The organism is Pantoea sp. OXWO6B1, from assembly GCF_001641135.1.
GTDB classification, from domain to species: domain Bacteria; phylum Pseudomonadota; class Gammaproteobacteria; order Enterobacterales; family Enterobacteriaceae; genus Pantoea; species Pantoea allii.
In genome coordinates, this window is the sequence record NZ_LWLR01000001.1 from 1,706,579 (window position 1) to 1,725,740 (window position 19,162).

Genomic DNA, 19,162 nt, shown 5'->3' on the forward strand with positions numbered 1-19,162 from the left:
CAAAACATGTCGTCATGTTGTCATAAATGGTTGTTGCAAGCCGACTTTTATGGCTAACTTTTTCATAAAACTGTCACAAAACTGACGCATAATGACGCCGCAAATATCAGTGAAAGCCGTCCTACCTGCAGGAGTAATAATGGCTAAGCGCATTTTAGTTGTGGAAGATGAAGCTCCAATCCGTGAGATGTTATGTTTTGTTCTGGAACAAAACGATTATCAGCCGATTGAGGCCGAAGATTATGACAGTGCTGTCAGCAAGCTGATTGAACCCTGGCCTGATCTGATCCTGCTGGACTGGATGTTACCCGGCGGTAGCGGCATACAATTTATTAAACATCTTAAGCGTGAAGCCATGACGCGCGATATTCCGGTTATGATGCTGACCGCGCGCGGCGAGGAAGAAGATCGGGTTCGTGGGCTGGAAGTCGGGGCTGATGATTACATCACTAAACCCTTTTCGCCTAAAGAGCTGATGGCACGCATCAAAGCGGTTATGCGTCGTATTTCGCCGATGGCGGTTGAAGACGTGATTGAAATGCAGGGCCTGAGCCTGGACCCGTCATCGCACCGCGTGATGTCAGAAACCACACCGCTGGAAATGGGGCCGACAGAGTACAAGCTGCTGCATTTCTTTATGACCCATCCTGAGCGTGTTTACAGCCGTGAGCAGCTACTCAATCACGTCTGGGGCACCAACGTCTATGTTGAAGATCGCACCGTTGACGTTCATATTCGTCGTTTACGTAAGGCGCTGGAACTGACCGGCCACGATCGCATGGTACAAACCGTACGCGGAACAGGCTATCGTTTCTCTGCCCGCTTTTAAACGGAGCTTTAACCGTGCTGGAACGCCTCTCCTGGAAGAGATTATTGTCCGAACTGGTGCTGGCGTGTCTGCCTGCGCTGGTGCTTGGCCTGCTGTTTGGCTATTTGCCGTGGCTCTTGTTACTTAGCGTCGTCGGCATGTTATTGTGGCATTTTTACAACCTGATGCGCCTTTCTCACTGGCTATGGCTCGATCGCACGATGACGCCGCCTTCAGGCCAGGCTAGCTGGGAGCCACTGTTTTACGGGTTGTATCAAATGCAACTGCGCAACCGGCGGCGGCGGCGCGAGTTAGGTAATCTGATTAAGCGCTTTCGTAGCGGCGCGGAGTCGCTGCCTGACGCCGTAATCCTGACCACGGAAGAGGGCACCATTTTCTGGTGCAACGGCCTGGCACAGCAGCACCTGGGGCTGCGCTGGCCAGAGGATAACGGGCAAAATATCCTTAACCTGCTGCGTTATCCTGAGTTTTCACGTTACCTTCGCCAGCGGGATTTCGATAAGCCACTGACGCTGGTGCTGAATAACCAGCACCATATGGAATTCCGTGTCATGCCTTACAGCGAAGGCCAGTGGTTAATGGTGGCGCGCGATGTTACCCAGATGCATCAGCTTGAGGGAGCACGGCGTAACTTCTTCGCCAACGTCAGCCACGAACTGCGCACGCCTTTAACGGTGCTTCAGGGCTATCTGGAAATGATGAACGACTCTGTGATGAATCAGCGCTCACGGGACAAAGCGTTGCACACGATGTCGGAGCAAACCCGACGGATGGATAGCCTGGTCAAACAGCTCCTGACGCTGTCGCGTATTGAGGCTGCCCCGGTCATCAACATGAAAGAAAAGGTTGATGTGCCCGTCATGCTAAAACTGCTGCAGCATGAGGCTGAAACCCTGAGCGGCGGACGTCACGCTATCCATTTTCATACCGATCCCCATTTGAAAGTGTTTGGCAATGATGAGCAATTACGCAGTGCCATTTCCAACCTCGTTTACAACGCGGTTAACCATACGCCAGAGGGCACGCGCATCGATATCAGCTGGCTACGCAGCAAGCAGGGCGCGGTATTCAAGGTGTGCGATAACGGCCCCGGCATTGCGTCTGAGCATATCCCACGTCTGACAGAACGTTTTTACCGCGTGGACAAAGCGCGTTCACGCGCCACCGGCGGCAGCGGGCTTGGGCTGGCCATCGTGAAGCATGCGCTGAGCCATCATAATGCGCGGCTGGAGATCACCAGCATCCCGCATCAGGAAACCTGTTTTACGTTTACCCTGGCACCACGGTTGATTGTTACTAACGGGATGCAGGAGAATGCCGTCCATTAACTGCTGACGGATCGGAACAATGCGCGCGCTTTTTTTGCTGCTCTTCTCTCTGTTGCCTGCCTTGGTGCAGGCGCAGCCTGTTATGCTTTCAGGCAATCTGAGCAGCGCAGGCTCGGACACGCTCGGCTACCTGATGACCTTATGGGGCGATGACTTTAGCCGTCAGTCGCCCGGCGTAAACGTCCAGGTCCAGGCATCGGGCTCGTCAACCGCGCCCACCGCGCTCACCGCCGGTAGCGTGCAGATTGGGGCCATGAGCCGGCCTATGCAGGCGGATGAGCGCCAGGCATTTGAGGCGCGATATGGTTATCCTCCGCTGGCAGTACCGGTTGCGATGGACGCGCTGGTGGTGGTGGTGAATCAGCGCAATCCGCTGCAGTCTGTCGATCCCCGCCAGCTTGATGCCCTGTTCTCTGTCACCCGTCTCTGTGGCGCGCAGCAGGTGCCTGAGCGCTGGGGCGATCTGGGCCTGCATCAGGCAGAGTGGCAGCAGCGCGCTATCCAGCGTTATGGCCGCAACTCGGCCTCCGGGACATGGGGATTCTTCAAACAGCAGGCACTGTGCCAGGGCGATTTTCGCAACGACGTGGCGGAATTTCCCGGATCGGCGGCGGTGGTTCAGGCCGTCGCCGGCGATCTGCGCAGCATTGGCTATGCCAGTTTTGGTTTTCACCTGAGCGGAGTAAAATTGCTGCCGGTGATGACAAAAAGCGGTGAGGCGGTTGCACCCGATCCGGATTCTATACGCAGTGGCCGCTATCCCTGGGCGCGCCCGCTCTATCTGTATGTGAATAAAGCCCCCGGTAAGCCCTTGCCGCCGCTGTTAGCCGCTTTTTTACAACAGGTGCTGTCTAAAGCGGGCCAGCAGCGCGTGAGTGAAGCGGGTTATCTGCCGCTGTCTGAGACGCAAATGGCCGGGGCGCGTAAGGCTCTCCAGTAGGCTTTCCTGACTGTGCAGAACCCAAGGATCACCAGGCATCCTTGATAAAGAACGTTCTCCATTTTAGCCGCGCGCCCTGTGCGGGCTACATCCTGGCTATGCTGTTCAGCGTCCATAGCATCCACAGATTCCACAGCGTCAGTTGCGCCGGGTAAGAATGCTGATGCGTAAAAGGATAACCGCGAAATCCGCTCTTCTCGTCGCAACATGAATCTTTTTCATCCCCAGTGAATTTTTTTCGTTTGCGCAGAAGCAGGTCACATGACAATCTGCATTCAGACGTTTAGCCATCTGGAAGGCTAAAATTACATTGTGTAACTATTCCCGCCCGAAATTATCTACTGATCTGGCGGGTGATCAGGAGTCATTATGCAAAGACAAACCGCCCCGTTTCGTGCCGATACTGTTGGCAGCTTCCTTCGTCCCGTCGCCATTAAGCAGGCTCGTGAAAAATTTCATGCGGGCGAGATCAGCGCTGACGAACTGCGTGATGTTGAAAATGAAGCGATTCGTGACGTGGTGGCGAAGCAGCGTGAAAATGGCCTTCAGGTTGTTACCGACGGGGAATTTCGTCGTGGCTGGTGGCACTTTGACTTTTTCTACGGCCTGAAAGGCGTTGAACACTATGAAGCGGATCAGGGCATTCAGTTCAACGGTGTTCAGACCAAAGCGCACGGCGTAAAAATTACCGGCAAGCTGGGTTTTGATGGGCATCCAATGCTGGCGCATTTCCGCTTCCTGCAGAGCGTAGCGGGGGATGCGGTGGCAAAAATGACCATCCCCAGCCCAAGCGTGCTGCATTTTCGCGGCGGACGTAAAGTGATCGACGCAAAGGTTTACCCCGATCTGGATGTGTACTTTGACGATCTGGCGCAGACCTACAAAGAGGCGATTAAAGCCTTTTACGATGCAGGCTGTCGCTATTTACAACTGGACGATACCGTCTGGGCCTATCTCTGTTCAGAGGAGCAAAAGCGTGAGATCCGTGAGCGCGGCGACGATCCCGAGCAGTTGGCCCGCACCTATGCACGTGTACTGAACAAGGCGTTAGAAGGCAAACCGGCCGACCTGACCGTCGGTCTGCATGTGTGCCGTGGCAATTTCCGCTCGACCTGGATTTCTGAAGGGGGCTACGAGCCGGTGGCTGAAATCCTGTTCGGCTCTGTCAATGTAGATGCGTTTTTCCTTGAATATGACAATCACCGTTCTGGCGGCTTCGAACCGCTGCGTTTCATCAAGCCTGGCCACCAGAAGGCGGTACTGGGTTTAATTACCACCAAGGTCGGTGAACTGGAAGACGCCGCGCAGGTAAAAGCGCGTTTACAGGAAGCGACGCAGTACATCAGCCTCGACCAGATTTGCCTCAGCCCGCAGTGTGGATTTGCCTCAACGGAAGAGGGCAACAGCCTGACCGAAGAGCAACAGTGGCAGAAGATTCGTCTGGTGGTGGATGTCGCCAGCCAGGTGTGGTAATCGCTGAATCTGTGCAACGTGGCGCAATACATGCGCCACTTGTGCACAAAAACCCGCATGTATGCTGATATTTCCCATCGCCTGTTTATTTTTAAAGCACATCATCTGATGCACTTTCTGCGAATATTGATGTGATCCTCTGATATTGGTTTAAATTGCGAAATAAGCCTCTGGTTTTCCGATCCTGTATTGCCTTTCTCCGCTATAAACGTTTTACTTACCGCCGTTGTCGATTTATCCCTCTGTGAACAGAAAAAAAGCAGCTCAAATCACCTGCGCTAAACCAGACGCTACGCATAATGCGCTGTTATTGTCTGGCAAGTCGTCGTATTAACGCAGCGAGGGGACAACGCAAACTTATCTTTCATCGCAACATCAGTGACAGGCCGTATGACACATCGTTTAACCGTTAAAGACATTCTCGCGCTGGGCTTCATGACGTTTGCCCTGTTTGTTGGCGCGGGTAACATCATCTTTCCTCCCATGGTCGGTATTCAGTCAGGCGAACATGTCTGGGTGGCCGCTGTGGGCTTTCTGCTTACCGCCGTGGGCTTACCTGTTATCACCGTCATCGCCCTTGCGCGCGTCGGCGGCGGTATTGATGCGCTGAGCACGCCCATTGGCAAAGTTGCTGGCGTGGTGCTGGCAACGGTCTGCTACCTTGCGGTCGGGCCGCTTTTTGCCACGCCGCGCACCGCCACGGTCTCATTTGAGGTGGGCATTGCACCTATCACTGGCGATGGCCCGCTGCCGCTGTTTATCTACAGCCTGATTTACTTTGCGCTGGTAATGGTGATTTCCCTCTATCCGGGTAAATTGCTGGATACGGTCGGCCATTTTCTGGCCCCGCTGAAAATTGCAGCCCTGACGCTGCTGGGCGTCGCGGCTTTGCTGTGGCCGGCGGGCGGAACGATTCCCGCGACGGCGGACTATCAGCGCGCCGCATTTTCCAGTGGTTTTGTGAATGGCTATCTCACCATGGATACGCTGGGCGCGATGGTCTTCGGCATTGTCATCGTCAACGCGGCACGTTCGCGCGGCATTGATAACGCAGCGCTGTTAACCCGCTACACGGTTTTAGCTGGGGTGATCGCTGGCGTCGGTTTGACGCTGGTCTATCTCAGCCTGTTTAAGCTGGGCGCGGGCAGCGGTGCGTTAGTGGATCAGAATGCCAACGGTGCGGCGATTCTGCATGCTTACGTCCAGCAGACCTTCGGTGACATGGGCAGCTTCTTCCTTGCCGCACTGATTTTCATTGCCTGTATGGTGACGGCTGTGGGCCTGACCTGTGCCTGCGCAGAGTTTTTTGCGCAATATCTGCCCTTGTCTTACAAAACGCTGGTCTTTGTACTGGGCCTGTTCTCGATGGTGGTGTCTAACCTGGGGCTGAGCCATCTGATTCAGATTTCCATTCCGGTGCTGACGGCCATTTATCCGCCGTGTATCGTGCTGGTCGTACTGAGTTTTACGCTGAACTGGTGGAACAAAAGCAGTCGTATCATCGCACCGACTATGCTGGTCAGCCTGCTATTTGGTATCCTTGACGCCATCAAAACCACCGGGTTTAAAGAGGCGTTACCCGCATTTAGCCAGCATCTGCCGCTAGCCGACCAGGGCCTTGCCTGGTTGCCGCCATCGCTGGTGATGTTGCTGGCTGTGGCGCTGGTCGATCGGTTGAAAGGGCCAGAACAGGTGTCGGTTCACTCGTAACGGCTAAGATTGATTCTTCTTTAACCACGGGCTTGCCCGTGGTTTTTTCATTTCACAGGTACAGGTTGTTATGCAAGAAACCAACAAGCTCAAACGCGGACTGAGCACGCGCCACATCCGTTTTATGGCGCTGGGATCGGCGATTGGCACCGGGCTGTTTTACGGCTCGGCGGACGCCATCAAGATGGCAGGACCGAGCGTACTGCTTGCCTATATCATTGGTGGCGCGGTGGCGTACATCATCATGCGCGCGCTGGGTGAGATGTCGGTCAACAACCCGCAGGCCAGCTCGTTTTCCCGCTATGCGCAGGATTATCTTGGTCCGCTGGCGGGCTACATCACCGGCTGGACCTACTGCTTTGAAATTCTGATCGTGGCTATCGCGGACGTAACGGCGTTCGGTATCTATATGGGCGTCTGGTTTCCGGAGGTCCCGCACTGGATCTGGGTGCTCAGCGTGGTGCTGATCATCGGCGCGGTCAATTTAATGAGCGTGAAGGTGTTTGGTGAAGTGGAGTTTTGGTTCTCCTTCTTCAAGGTCGCCACCATCGTTGTGATGATCCTGGCCGGGTTTGGCATGATCATCTGGGGGATAGGCAACGGTGGCCAGCCCACCGGCATTCATAACCTGTGGACCAATGGCGGCTTTTTTGCGCACGGTCTCGTGGGAATGTTGCTGTCGCTGCAGATGGTGATGTTTGCCTACGGTGGCATTGAAATCATCGGTATCACGGCGGGTGAAGCCAACGATCCGGCCACCTCTATCCCGCGCGCTATCAACTCCGTCCCGATGCGTATTCTGGTTTTTTATGTGGGTACGCTGTTTGTCATTATGTCGATTTATCCCTGGAATCAGGTGGGCACCAACGGCAGCCCGTTTGTTCTGACATTCCAGCATATGGGGATTGCGGCGGCAGCGTCTATCCTGAACTTTGTGGTGCTGACGGCCTCGCTGTCGGCGATCAACAGCGATGTGTTTGGCGTCGGACGTATGCTGCATGGCATGGCACAGCAGGGCCATGCACCCAAAATGTTTATGAAGGTCTCTTCGCGCGGTATTCCCTGGGTGACGGTGGTGGTGATGATGTTTGCCATGCTGATTGCGGTGTATCTCAACTACCTGATGCCAGAAAAAGTCTTCCTGGTTATCGCCTCGCTGGCGACTTTTGCCACCGTCTGGGTTTGGATCATGATTCTGCTGTCACAGATGGCGTTTCGACGCAAGATCGGCAAAGCCGCCGCCCGTGGGTTAACCTTTGCGTTGCCTGGCGGAAGCTGGACAGCAGGCTTTGGCGTGGCATTTCTGTGTTTTATTATTGGCCTGATCGGCTACTTCCCGGACACCCGCATTTCACTGTATGTCGGGATGGTATGGATTGTGGTACTGCTGCTGGGCTATAAGCTGGTGCGTAAATAACGCGGTTGATTTGTCCCAGCCCGGATATCAACGGGTTGGGGCAAAACAGGATTGGCGGTAAGGCAAAATAAAATCGGCGAAATGACTCGCCGAAAACAGATATGGCAAATGAAACAAATAGAGGGATGATTGACGAAATCATGCTAATGCAAAACGCGCCGCCATTAAATAAGTTGCCGTAAAATAAGACAAAGGCCAGCGCTACGCCCGGCGAAACCGTCCGGGCCGCGTACGTTATCCGTCCGAAGACGGCAATATCATGCTGACCGGAACGCGCGCGCTGTTATCTGTCTGCTTACCCAACTGCGTAACGGCCGCCTGTAACGGGCAAAGTGTTCCGACCGCTGTGATTTTGCATCCGGGTTGCCGCCATTCCTGACGCAACAGGGGATGGCTGTCGCTCACCGGTTGCAACTGACGCAGGCCATCCAGACTTTGTGCCTGAAAATAGAGGCGCAGGTAGCGCTGATGCGTATTTCGGTCCCGCCAGCGTTCCAGCACCAGGCTGCTTCCCGGTGGAATATTACCGCGCGTATAGCCGGGCAGTTGCCAGTCAAATCCCATTAAGCGGCGCACCATCGCAATGTTGGTGTCATGTGCCACCAGAAGCAGCCAGCGCACGTCCGGATCATTACCTTCAATAGCCTCAAGCATCTGTGACAGCAGCAGGGAACCGTGACGTTGTGCCATGTAGAGCACATCATTGCTGAGATTATAATTGGCTGTCAGCAGCGGGAGCAGGGCGGTGATCTGTTGGGCGGACGTAATGTGCCCCCAGGCCAGCTTCGCGAACGGTAAGTTTTCACTGTAACCCAGCCGCAGCGTCTCGACCATGGCGGCCATGGCGCTTAAGCCTTCAACATAAACGCTGCCGCTTTTTGTCTGTTTGAACTGCCAGGGGCGATCGAAAAACGGACAATCGCTGCTGGCCGGACATACCGACTGTTTAAGCAGCGCAATCGCAGGCTGAAGCTGCTGCTGGCGTTGGGCTAAATCGCCCGCCACGCGCTGTTTTGCCGCCAGTTCGCGCTGCGGATCGGTCTGGGCAAAGGGGAGCTTCTCCGTCTGAAACAGCGGATCGACATCGCCCTTAACGGTATGAACCGCCACACCACAGCCGGGAAAGGCACCGTCCACCAGCGCCTCGGCGGTAGCGCGCGTTCGCTGCAGCGGGCTGGCGCGCACGTAGAGCGCTGTCGCATCAGGGCAACCCGCGTTGAGTAAACCCAACTGGCGATAGTGCTCCCCTTCCCAGCGTGCTTTATTCACCACCGCGCTGTAGCCATGGCCCGTCAGTTCACCGTCTGCCGTGATCCAGACGTACCATGGCTGCTGGCTTGCCGCTTCAATCTCTTTACGATTACCGGGCGTCGGCGGACGTACCCCGTGTCGGCTCAGTTCTACCACTTTCTCAAGTTGGTATTCCGGGGCCGCGTGCAGCGGCCCCGCCAACAACCACAACGCGCAGAGCGCAATCAAGCGCCGGGGAACATGGGCAGGCATCATCAATCCTCAATTTCATGCGTCGCAAGCAGCGCTTTAATTTGCGGATAGATTACCGCATTCGCCAGCAAAACAGGATTGCCCTTTTTCAGACCGTCGTTGCGCAGATAATCGTTGGTCACCCCGCCGGCCTCACGCATTAACACGATGCCGGGCAGGCTGTCCCAGGGATGCATATGTGCTTCATAATAGCCAATCAGACGGCCTGCGGCGGCCCAGGCACTGGTTAAAGCCCCGGAGCCGATGCGAATAAACATCCCACCTTCCCTGAGCAGGGCATCGATGAGCTGCGTCACTTTTTCACCGGGAACACGGCTGGAGTTACTGATCCCCAGCAGGCCTTCATTGAGGTGCCGGGCTTTATGCACTTCGAGCCGGGTCTCGTTGAGCCAGGCGCCATTCCCTTTGCGGGCGTGAAACAGCTCGTGATGATTGGGATCGCAAATCACGCCAACGACCGGTTCGCCATCGCACACAATCGCCAGCGAGACGCACCAGTTATGCAGGCCGTTAACAAAGCAGGCTGTGCCATCAATGGGATCGATCACCCATACAATACGGGCACCTTGCGTGTCACCGCCGCTCTCCTCGCCTAAAACGGCATCATCTGGATAACGTTCTGAGATCAATGATTTAATTAATTCTTCAACGTTGCGGTCAGCTTCACTGACCACATCCTGAAGATCCCTTTTATGTTCCACCACCAGTTTTTGACGCTGTTGATACCATGACCAGGCGCGGCTTGCCGCCGCACGGGCGATTTCGCAGGCGTAATGATAGCGCGCGTCAATTTCAGAATGCGAAGCGGATGACATGTTTCCCTCTTATGATTTTAAACCATATCGGATAAAGGAAGCGCCTGAACAGGCGGTCTGACAGTGAGAGCAACGTAAATCATAGTTAAGCAAGGCTTATTAAGCCGCAGACCGGAAGTAATGGCAATACGGCTGTATGACTGACTGCGCGCTTTTTCAGCGTTACAGGTTGATGGTGCAATGAAAAGCGCTCACAAACCCGATGTAAAAAGGAGGGGAGGTTATAGCTGCTGCTCAACAGCCAGGGTCATCAGGCGCGGATAGAACTGGAAAAAGCAGGCTTCAAACGCAGCATAATGCGCCCTAAAGTCGTGATAAGAGTCGCGCAGAGCGGCCAGTTTTGGCCGACGGCTCGCCATCCCGTTCAGCACCCGTTCAAGACGCTGTGGATCAGCGTAATGCTCGAACCAGCGTTCACGCCACATCACCGCATTGAGGGCTTTAAATTCGTCAGGCGTGGCCGCCAGTTGCGGAACAATTTCACTTTCGGCTTTGGCGGTAAATTGTTGCAACGTGTGTGCCTGATGAAAGCGATCCCAGTGGCGTGCCAAAAAATGGTCCCAGATAACATCCAGGGTAATGGGTGCGACACGGTAGGTTTCAGCCCGAAACCGCTGACGCGCCTCTCGCACTTCCGGCAAGGCATCGGTCATAACATCCAGGCGACGATGCATCAGAATGCCGTCGGCCACCGGTTTGGGCCAGTGTTGATGCGGCGCACCGCGAACGAAATCCGCCATCAGATTGCCGAGTAGCGAGCTGTCTGCAAGATGGGCTAAGTGAAGATGAGCAAGAAAATTCATGCGCTATTATAAGCGCAACTCGCTTTGCGCAGCCAGTTGTTCAGAATTGAGCGATTTTCCGCTAAACTGTGCCGCCTGTTTTTCTGAGTAAGAAGTCTGTCATGCGTGTCGCCGATTTTGCTTTTGAATTGCCCGAATCCCTTATCGCCCATTATCCCCAGGCGCAGCGTAGCGGTTGCCGCTTACTGTCGCTGGACGGGTCAAGTGGTGCACTGAGCCATGGCGTGTTTACCGATGTGCTGGACAAGCTGCAACCTGGCGATCTGCTGGTGTTTAACAACACGCGCGTGATCCCGGCCCGGGTGTTTGGTCGCAAGGCAAGCGGCGGTAAAATCGAAATGCTGGTTGAGCGCATGCTTGATGACAAGCGCGTGCTGGCACACGTAAGGGCGTCCAAAGCGCCAAAGCCTGGCGCAGCGTTGCTGCTGGGCGACGATGAAAGCGTTAACGCCACGATGGTCGCGCGCCACGATGCCCTGTTTGAGATTGCGTTTGAGGACGATCGGGCCGTTCTGGACATCCTCAACAGTGTAGGCCATATGCCGCTGCCGCCGTATATTGATCGTCCCGATGAAGAGGCGGATCGCGAGCTTTACCAGACGGTATACAGCGCCCGTCCGGGGGCCGTCGCGGCCCCGACCGCCGGTCTGCACTTTGATGAACCCCTGATTCAGGCGCTGAAAGACAAAGGCGTTGAAATGGCCTTTGTTACCCTGCACGTCGGGGCAGGGACGTTCCAGCCGGTGCGCGTAGAAACGATTGAAGAACACCATATGCACGCCGAATATGCGGAAGTTCCGCAGGAGGTTGTGGATGCGGTACTGGCCTGTAAAGCCCGTGGCAATAAAGTCGTCGCGGTGGGGACAACCTCAGTACGCTCGCTGGAAAGTGCAGCCAAAGCCAGCCAGGATGCGCTGATTGCGCCGTTCTTCGATGACACCCAAATCTTTATCTATCCGGGCTATGAGTATCAGGTGATTGATGCGTTGATCACCAATTTCCATCTGCCCGAATCGACGTTGATCATGCTGGTATCGGCCTTTGCCGGTTATCAGCACACGATGGCTGCTTATCGTGCGGCGGTGGCGGAAGAATACCGTTTCTTCAGCTACGGCGACGCGATGTTTATCAGCAAAAACCCACAGGCTCCGCGGGAAAAAGTGGGTGCCTGATCTGTTTTAATTTAAACATTGGACTGTTTCTCCAATGGAGGTCTTGTGAAATTTGAACTTGATACCACAGACGGTCGCGCGCGTCGCGGTCGTCTGATTTTCGATCGTGGCGTGGTGGAAACCCCGGCGTTTATGCCCGTGGGTACCTATGGCACCGTGAAGGGCATGACGCCGGAAGAAGTGCAGGAAACCGGCGCGCAAATTATTCTGGGCAACACTTTTCACCTCTGGCTGCGTCCCGGCCAGGAAATCATGAAGCTGCACGGCGATTTGCATGATTTTATGCAGTGGAAAGGCCCCATTCTGACCGATTCTGGCGGCTTCCAGGTGTTTAGCCTGGGCGACATTCGTAAGATCACCGAAGCCGGTGTTCATTTCCGCAATCCGATCAACGGCGACGCGATTTTCCTCGATCCGGAAAAATCGATGGAGATCCAGTACGACCTGGGATCGGACATCGTGATGATCTTCGATGAGTGCACGCCGTACCCGGCAGACTGGGATTATGCCAAGCGCTCTATGGAGATGTCTCTGCGCTGGGCGCAACGCAGTCGTGACCGTTTTGACAGCCTGGGGAACAAAAATGCGCTGTTTGGCATTATTCAGGGCTCGGTTTACGAAGATTTACGTGATGTCTCTGTGAAAGGTCTGGTAGAGATTGGCTTTGATGGGTACGCTGTGGGCGGCCTGGCGGTCGGTGAGCCTAAAGAGGATATGCACCGTATCCTTGAGCATGTTTGCCCGCAGATTCCCGAGGACAAACCCCGTTACCTGATGGGCGTCGGTAAACCTGAAGATCTGGTTGAAGGCGTGCGTCGCGGCGTGGATATGTTTGACTGCGTCATGCCAACGCGTAATGCGCGTAATGGCCACTTATTTGTGACCGATGGCGTGGTAAAAATTCGCAATGCGAAGCATAAAGACGATGTTTCGCCGCTGGATGCGGAGTGTGATTGTTACACCTGTCGCAATTACAGCCGTGCGTACTTGCATCATCTTGATCGCTGTAACGAAATACTGGGCGCACGTCTGAACACGATTCATAACCTGCGCTATTACCAGCGTTTGATGGCGGGTTTACGCCAGGCTATCGAAGAGGGTAAATTAGAGCGCTTTGTTAGCGAGTTCTACCAACGGACGGGCAAAGCGGTTCCGCCTTTAACGTCTGATAATTCATCAATGAGGGAAATTTAATGAGCTTTTTCATTTCTGACGCTGTGGCTGCAGCAGGCGCACCGTCTCAGGGAAGTCCGTATTCTCTGGTGATCATGCTGGTCGTCTTTGGCCTGATCTTTTACTTCATGATCCTGCGCCCGCAGCAGAAGCGTGCAAAAGAGCACAAGAAGCTGATGGATTCTATCTCCAAGGGTGATGAAGTCCTGACGAACGGTGGCCTGGTGGGTCGCGTAACAAAAGTGGCAGAAACCGGCTACATTGCTATTGCGCTGAACGACACTACTGAAGTGGTTATCAAACGTGATTTCGTGGCTGCCGTCCTGCCGAAAGGTTCTATGAAGGCGCTGTAATTTTTACTTCCCTAAGGGAACTGCCGTGTTAAATCGTTATCCTTTGTGGAAGTACATAATGCTGGTCGTGGTGCTTGTCATTGGCCTGGTGTATGCACTTCCCAACCTTTATGGTGAGGATCCGGCTGTTCAGGTCACTGGCGCGCGCGGAAGCGCCGCCAGTGACCAAACGTTGGATCAAATTCAGAACGTATTAAAACAAGACAATATTCAAACTAAGTCTGTTGCCCTGGAAAATGGCGCGATCACTGCGCGTTTTGCCAATACGGATGTGCAACTGCGCGCCCGTGAAGCGATCATGAAAGCGCTGGGCGAAAACTATGTGGTTGCCCTGAACCTCGCACCGGCAACGCCGCGCTGGCTGGCTCTGCTGGCGGCACAGCCAATGAAGCTTGGCCTCGATCTGCGTGGTGGTGTGCACTTCCTGATGGAAGTGGATATGGATACTGCCCTGAGCAAACTGCAAGAGCAGAATGCTGACAGCCTGCGCAGCGACCTGCGCGAAAAAAATATTCCCTATACCAACGTCAACAAGATTGCTAACTACGGCGTGGAAATTCGTTTCCGTGATGCTGCCAGCCGCGATGCTGCGGTGAAGTGGTTGTCATCCCGTCATCAGGACCTGGTCATCAACAGCAGCGGCGATGATTCGCTGCGTGCCACCATGACCGATGCGCGTCTCAGCGAAGCACGTGAATACGCTGTTCAACAGAACATCACTATTCTGCGTAACCGTGTCAACCAGCTGGGCGTTGCTGAACCCCTGGTACAGCGTCAGGGTTCTGACCGCATCGTGGTTGAACTGCCAGGTATTCAGGACACCGCACGTGCCAAAGAGATTTTGGGCGCGACAGCGACGCTGGAATTCCGTCTGGTTAACACCAGCGTGGACCCAAGCGCTGCCGCCAGTGGCCGCGTACCGGGCGACTCGGAAGTGAAAGACACGCGCGACGGACGCCCTGTGGTGCTCTATAAGCGTGTCATCCTGACGGGTGACCATATTACCGACTCCACATCCAGCATGGATGAGTACAACCAGCCTCAGGTGAACATTTCACTGGACGGCGCGGGCGGTAATATTATGTCTAACTTCACCAAGGACAACATCGGTAAGCCGATGGCGACCCTGTTTGTGGAGTACAAAGACAGCGGTAAGAAAGATGCTAACGGTCGAGCCATTCTGGTGAAACAGGAAGAGGTGATTAACGTCGCCAATATCCAGTCGCGCCTTGGCAACAGCTTCCGTATTACCGGTATCGGCAACCCGAACGAAGCACGTCAGCTGTCGCTGCTGCTGCGCGCCGGTGCGCTGATTGCGCCTATCCAGATTGTGGAAGAGCGTACCATCGGTCCAACCATGGGTCAGCAGAACATTACTCAGGGTCTGGAAGCCTGCCTGTGGGGCCTGGTCGCCTCTATCCTGTTTATGGTGCTGTACTACAAGAAAGTGGGCCTGATTGCCACCAGCGCGCTGCTGGCAAACCTGGTGCTGATTGTCGGTATTATGTCCCTGTTACCGGGTGCGACGCTGACGATGCCAGGCATTGCCGGTATCGTCCTAACGCTGGCGGTGGCAGTCGATGCTAACGTACTGATTAATGAACGTATTAAAGAAGAACTGCGCAACGGGCGTTCCGTACAGCAGGCAATCCATGAGGGCTATAAAGGCGCCTTCTCCAGTATTGTCGATGCTAACGTAACCACCCTGATCAAAGTGGTGATTCTGTATGCGGTGGGTACGGGGTCCATTAAGGGCTTTGCGATTACAACGGCTATTGGTATCGCAACCTCAATGTTCACATCGATTGTCGGTACCCGCGCCATCATTAACCTGATGTACGGTGGCAAGCGCGTCAAAAAGCTGTCTATCTGAGGAGTGCGTTGTGGCACAGGAATATAACATTGAGCAGTTAAACCACGGCCGTAAAGTCGTCGACTTTATGCGCTGGGATACGCTGGCATTTATTATTTCGGGATTGTTAATCATCATCTCGATTGCCATTGTTGGCGTACGTGGCTTTAACTGGGGTCTCGATTTCACCGGCGGTACGGTGATTGAGATCAACCTGGAGAAACCTGCCGATCTCGACACAATTCGTGGCGAGCTGGTTAAGGCCGGTTTCCAGGAGCCGCTGATCCAGAACTTTGGCAGCAGCCGTGACGTGATGGTGCGTATGCCACCGGTTACTGGCCCTGCAGGCACCGAGTTAGGTAATAAAGTGGTGACGGTAATTAACCAGACCACGCAGCAAAATGCGACGGTAAAACGTATCGAGTTTGTTGGACCCAGCGTAGGCAGCGATCTGGCGCAGGCCGGTGCGTTAGCTTTGATGTCGGCACTGATTGCGATTCTGATCTATATCGGTATTCGCTTTGAGTGGCGTCTGGCGCTGGGTACGGTGCTGGCGCTGGCACATGACGTGATCATCACCTGTGGCCTGCTGTCGCTGTTCCGGGTGGAGATCGACCTCACCATTGTGGCCTCGCTGATGTCGGTTATCGGTTATTCGCTTAACGATAAAATCGTGGTGTCGGACCGTATTCGTGAGAATTTCCGCAAGATCCGCCGCGGGTCCTCTTACGATATTACCAACGTGTCCCTGACCCAGACCTTGAGCCGTACCTTGATCACCTCGCTGACGACGTTGGCGATGATCCTGATTCTGTTCATCTTTGGTGGTGCGCTGCTGAAAGGCTTCTCGCTGACCATGCTGATCGGTGTCACTATTGGTACGATTTCGTCGATTTACGTCTCTTCAGCGCTGGCGCTGAAGCTGGGCATGAAACGCGAACACATGCTGGTGCAGAAAGTCGAGAAAGAGGGCGCAGACCAGCCTTCCATCCTGCCGTAATCTGTGCATCATGGAAAAGCCGCCAGCGCAATCTGGCGGCTTTTTTTTGTCGTTAAGACCTGGGCGCAGCCGTTTTGGCCAGCACCTGATGAACCCGGACATAGCCGAGCTGCTCTGGCGTAATACCGCTCAAACGTAACGGAACCGTGACCGAACTGCGCGGCGTCAGCGCGGTCGGCACCGTGATGGTCTGTGTCAGGCTGTCGGCTTCAAGCGGCTTGCCCGTTGCGGGATCAAGCTGGCCCCATACCACGGTGGCCTCCAGCGCAGGCAGCGGCTGATTATCGCGTGTCTGCAGAGTCAGGTTAGCGCGTGATCCGCCAGCTTCAGCCTCAACCTGTGATAACGATAAGCGCAACGTACCGGCCTGGGTTTGCAATTCAACAGGCGTATTGGCCTGCGGTAATAGCCATGCGCCCTGCTGTGAGTGCGCGTTAAGCTGTCCCTGAATCTCCACCGCGCCTGCCTGGCTGGTGAGCTGCTGCATCTGCTGATTGAGTTGGCTGACTTCCTGATGGAGCTGTTTCACCTGCGGCTGTTGCGTTGTGCTGCAACCACTCAACAGAACCAGCGACAGGGCCGCAGGTGCCCAAACCGTCCTGATCATCATTTATCCTTTTCCGTTATAGAGAAATACCTAAAAACCGCCCCGGCACAGGTTGTCCGTGGGGCTGCAATGATTTATCGAAATCAATGGCGTTCACGTATCCGGTCGTGCCTTTTAACCTGACCGTTGCCGATATCACGTTATCTTCTACGTGAGCGATGGCGTCAAGACTGCCTTTAGCGACCAGGCGTTTCTTTTTCCGTTAACGGAATAGTCTGACGACCTGAGGTTCACCCTTGACGTCCCCATCCAGATTCTTTCTGTCGGGTAATCCGGCCGTGTAAACCCACTGCCGCGTTGCGTCCGGGTTATCGCCAATAAGCAAGCCGCACCGGCGTTTGTGCCAGCTTCTTTGCAAAGATAACGCCTGCTGCCGGGGATAACATTTAGCGCATGACGCGGTAAGCGGCCTGCTTTTTGTCTTCGTGAGCGTTTTGCTCCCTCAGGCTGTAAGGACGACAGGGTAAAGCACGGGAATCGATTTTGTTGACCTGCAGTTCGCGCTACACTGTATGACCTATTTATCTCGTGTCAGGAAACGTCATGCATTGCCCATTCTGCTCCGCTGTAGACACTAAAGTGATTGATTCTCGTCTGGTTAGTGAGGGTTCATCAGTGCGGCGCCGTCGTCAATGTCTGGTGTGCCATGAGCGTTTTACGACGTTTGAAGTGGCTGAGCTGGTGATGCCGCGCGTGGTGAAAAGCAACGATGTGCGTGAACCTTTCAATGAAGACAAACTCGCCAGCGGCATGATGAAAGCGCTGGAAAAGCGTCCGGTCAGTGCGGATGCGGTAGAGAGTGCGGTAAGCCATATTAAAACCCAGTTGCGCGCGACCGGTGAACGTGAAATCCCCAGCAAGCTGATTGGGAACCTGGTCATGGATGAACTGAAAAAGCTCGATAAGGTGGCCTATATTCGCTTTGCTTCCGTTTATCGCAGCTTCGAAGATGTGCGTGATTTTGGCGAAGAGATTGCCAGATTACAGGATTAAATCATGACTGATGAACACGCTATGGCGCGCGCGCTGGAACTGGCGCGGCGCGGCCGCTTTACGACCACGCCCAATCCGAATGTCGGCTGCGTGATTGTACGCGACGGCCAGATTGTTGGAGAAGGCTGGCACCAGCGCGCCGGTGAACCCCATGCAGAAGTGCATGCGCTACGTATGGCGGGTGACCGCGCCCGGGGGGCGACCGCCTATGTGACGCTGGAACCCTGCAGCCATCACGGCCGCACGCCGCCCTGTTGCGACGCGCTTATTGCCGCTGGCGTAACGCGGGTAGTTGCTGCCATGCAGGACCCCAATCCGCAGGTGGCTGGGCGGGGATTGCATCGTCTGCGCCAGGCGGGCATTGAGGTCAGCCACGGACTGATGATGCAGGAAGCGGAAGCCCTGAATCGCGGTTTTCTGAAACGCATGCGCACCGGCTTTCCCTGGATACAGTTAAAACTGGGCGCATCGCTGGACGGCCGCACAGCAATGGCAAACGGTGAAAGCCAGTGGATCACCTCGGCGGCTGCCCGGCGGGATGTACAGCGGTTGCGCGCCCAGAGCTCTGCCATCCTCAGCACGAGCGCAACGGTTCTGGCGGATGATCCCTCGTTAACGGTGCGCTGGTCAGAACTGGACAGCGACAGCCAGCGCCTGGTGGATGAAGCACAGCTGCGTCAGCCGGTCAGAGTGATCGTCGATAGCCAGAATCGCGTAACGCCTCAGCACAAACTTATTGAACAATTGGGCGAAACCTGGCTGATGCGTCAGCAGGCCGACGATCTGCGCTGGCCCGAAACGGTCACGCAAATTCCTGTTCCGCTGCGCGACAGCCAGCTGGATTTAGTGGCCCTGATGATGGTGCTGGGCCAGCGGCAAATTAACAGCGTCTGGGTAGAAGCGGGTGCCACGCTGGCGGGTGCGCTACTTCAGGCAGGCCTGGTTGATGAGCTGATTTTATATGTCGCCCCGAAATTACTCGGCAATGACGCGCGTGGTTTGTGCCAGCTGGCGGGCCTGACAGCGTTGGCCGATGCGCCGGTCTTTGCCTTCAGCGATATCCGTCAGGTCGGCAGCGATGTGCGCCTGACCCTGACACCGCAATAACAGAGGCGGAAAAGCGAGAGCACGCCGCCAAAGAGTATGTTAGAATCCGCCCCCCTGCGCGGGGCCAAACAAACCCCTGAAAGGATA

At 55.0% G+C, this 19,162-nt stretch carries 17 protein-coding genes; 13 read left to right on the plus strand and 4 right to left on the minus strand.

The window, feature by feature from the left end; genetic code table 11:
- Positions 1–139: 139 nt before the first annotated feature.
- The 6 genes from phoB to proY all read left to right on the plus strand — a co-directional run bounded on the left by phoB (position 140) and on the right by proY (position 7,697).
- Positions 140–829, plus strand: coding sequence for a phosphate response regulator transcription factor PhoB (phoB, locus tag A6A26_RS10135; RefSeq protein WP_014606457.1), 690 nt, complete (start codon positions 140–142; stop codon positions 827–829).
- Between the two features lie 14 nt (positions 830–843).
- Positions 844–2,157 carry a phosphate regulon sensor histidine kinase PhoR gene (gene phoR / locus A6A26_RS10140; protein WP_063878613.1) on the plus strand — a complete coding sequence of 438 codons (1,314 nt, stop codon included), beginning with the start codon at positions 844–846 and terminating at the stop codon, positions 2,155–2,157.
- A gap of 19 nt (positions 2,158–2,176) precedes the next feature.
- Positions 2,177–3,097, plus strand: coding sequence for a PstS family phosphate ABC transporter substrate-binding protein (locus A6A26_RS10145; protein ID WP_063878614.1), 921 nt, complete (start codon positions 2,177–2,179; stop codon positions 3,095–3,097).
- A gap of 369 nt (positions 3,098–3,466) precedes the next feature.
- Positions 3,467–4,570, plus strand: a complete 1,104-nt coding sequence (locus tag A6A26_RS10150) for a cobalamin-independent methionine synthase II family protein (RefSeq protein ID WP_063878615.1) — start codon at positions 3,467–3,469, stop codon at positions 4,568–4,570.
- A gap of 390 nt (positions 4,571–4,960) precedes the next feature.
- Entirely contained in the window at positions 4,961–6,280 is a 1,320-nt protein-coding gene (gene brnQ / locus A6A26_RS10155) for a branched-chain amino acid transport system II carrier protein (RefSeq protein WP_063878616.1), read from the plus strand.
- A gap of 70 nt (positions 6,281–6,350) precedes the next feature.
- Complete coding sequence (proY, locus tag A6A26_RS10160) at positions 6,351–7,697, plus strand: proline-specific permease ProY (RefSeq protein ID WP_063878617.1); 1,347 nt, start codon at positions 6,351–6,353, stop codon at positions 7,695–7,697.
- Between the two features lie 234 nt (positions 7,698–7,931).
- On the opposite strand, the gene A6A26_RS10165 is transcribed toward proY, so the two are convergent.
- The 3 genes from A6A26_RS10165 to A6A26_RS10175 form a co-directional block, all read right to left on the minus strand.
- Positions 7,932–9,203, minus strand: a complete 1,272-nt coding sequence (locus A6A26_RS10165) for a histidine-type phosphatase (RefSeq protein WP_063878618.1) — start codon at positions 9,201–9,203, stop codon at positions 7,932–7,934.
- Entirely contained in the window at positions 9,203–10,015 is an 813-nt protein-coding gene (locus tag A6A26_RS10170; protein ID WP_063878619.1) for an inositol monophosphatase family protein, read from the minus strand. The genes A6A26_RS10165 and A6A26_RS10170 overlap by 1 nt, the downstream gene beginning before the upstream one ends.
- A gap of 221 nt (positions 10,016–10,236) precedes the next feature.
- Positions 10,237–10,818 (minus strand): ACP phosphodiesterase, encoded by a 582-nt coding sequence (locus A6A26_RS10175; RefSeq protein WP_063878620.1) that lies wholly within the window; start codon positions 10,816–10,818, stop codon positions 10,237–10,239.
- A 101-nt stretch (positions 10,819–10,919) separates the two neighbouring features.
- On the opposite strand from A6A26_RS10175, the gene queA reads away from it, so the two are divergent.
- Genes queA through secF form a run of 5 tightly spaced genes read left to right on the plus strand, consistent with a single transcriptional unit; the run spans position 10,920 to position 16,368 of the window.
- Positions 10,920–11,990: a tRNA preQ1(34) S-adenosylmethionine ribosyltransferase-isomerase QueA gene (gene queA, locus A6A26_RS10180; RefSeq protein ID WP_063878621.1), complete on the plus strand. Its 1,071-nt coding sequence runs from the start codon at positions 10,920–10,922 to the stop codon at positions 11,988–11,990.
- Positions 11,991–12,035: 45 nt separating this feature from the next.
- The gene (gene tgt, locus A6A26_RS10185; protein WP_063878622.1) at positions 12,036–13,184 is read left to right on the plus strand and encodes a tRNA guanosine(34) transglycosylase Tgt; all 1,149 of its coding nucleotides are present in this window, start codon (positions 12,036–12,038) and stop codon (positions 13,182–13,184) included.
- The gene (yajC, locus tag A6A26_RS10190) at positions 13,184–13,516 is read left to right on the plus strand and encodes a preprotein translocase subunit YajC (RefSeq protein ID WP_006117993.1); all 333 of its coding nucleotides are present in this window, start codon (positions 13,184–13,186) and stop codon (positions 13,514–13,516) included. The genes tgt and yajC overlap by 1 nt, the downstream gene beginning before the upstream one ends.
- Before the next feature lie 25 nt (positions 13,517–13,541).
- Positions 13,542–15,389, plus strand: a complete 1,848-nt coding sequence (secD, locus tag A6A26_RS10195) for a protein translocase subunit SecD (RefSeq protein WP_074180997.1) — start codon at positions 13,542–13,544, stop codon at positions 15,387–15,389.
- 10 nt (positions 15,390–15,399) lie between these two features.
- Positions 15,400–16,368 (plus strand): protein translocase subunit SecF, encoded by a 969-nt coding sequence (gene secF, locus A6A26_RS10200; protein ID WP_063878624.1) that lies wholly within the window; start codon positions 15,400–15,402, stop codon positions 16,366–16,368.
- Positions 16,369–16,420: 52 nt separating this feature from the next.
- On the opposite strand, the gene A6A26_RS10205 is transcribed toward secF, so the two are convergent.
- Positions 16,421–16,975 (minus strand): SadB/YajI family lipoprotein, encoded by a 555-nt coding sequence (locus tag A6A26_RS10205; RefSeq protein WP_063878625.1) that lies wholly within the window; start codon positions 16,973–16,975, stop codon positions 16,421–16,423.
- Positions 16,976–17,518: 543 nt separating this feature from the next.
- Here A6A26_RS10205 and nrdR point away from each other — a divergent pair.
- Together nrdR and ribD are read left to right on the plus strand one after the other, a co-directional pair.
- Positions 17,519–17,968, plus strand: a complete 450-nt coding sequence (gene nrdR, locus A6A26_RS10210) for a transcriptional regulator NrdR (protein ID WP_006117986.1) — start codon at positions 17,519–17,521, stop codon at positions 17,966–17,968.
- A 3-nt stretch (positions 17,969–17,971) separates the two neighbouring features.
- Positions 17,972–19,075 carry a bifunctional diaminohydroxyphosphoribosylaminopyrimidine deaminase/5-amino-6-(5-phosphoribosylamino)uracil reductase RibD gene (gene ribD, locus A6A26_RS10215; RefSeq protein WP_063878626.1) on the plus strand — a complete coding sequence of 368 codons (1,104 nt, stop codon included), beginning with the start codon at positions 17,972–17,974 and terminating at the stop codon, positions 19,073–19,075.
- The last annotated feature ends 87 nt before the right edge of the window (positions 19,076–19,162 follow it).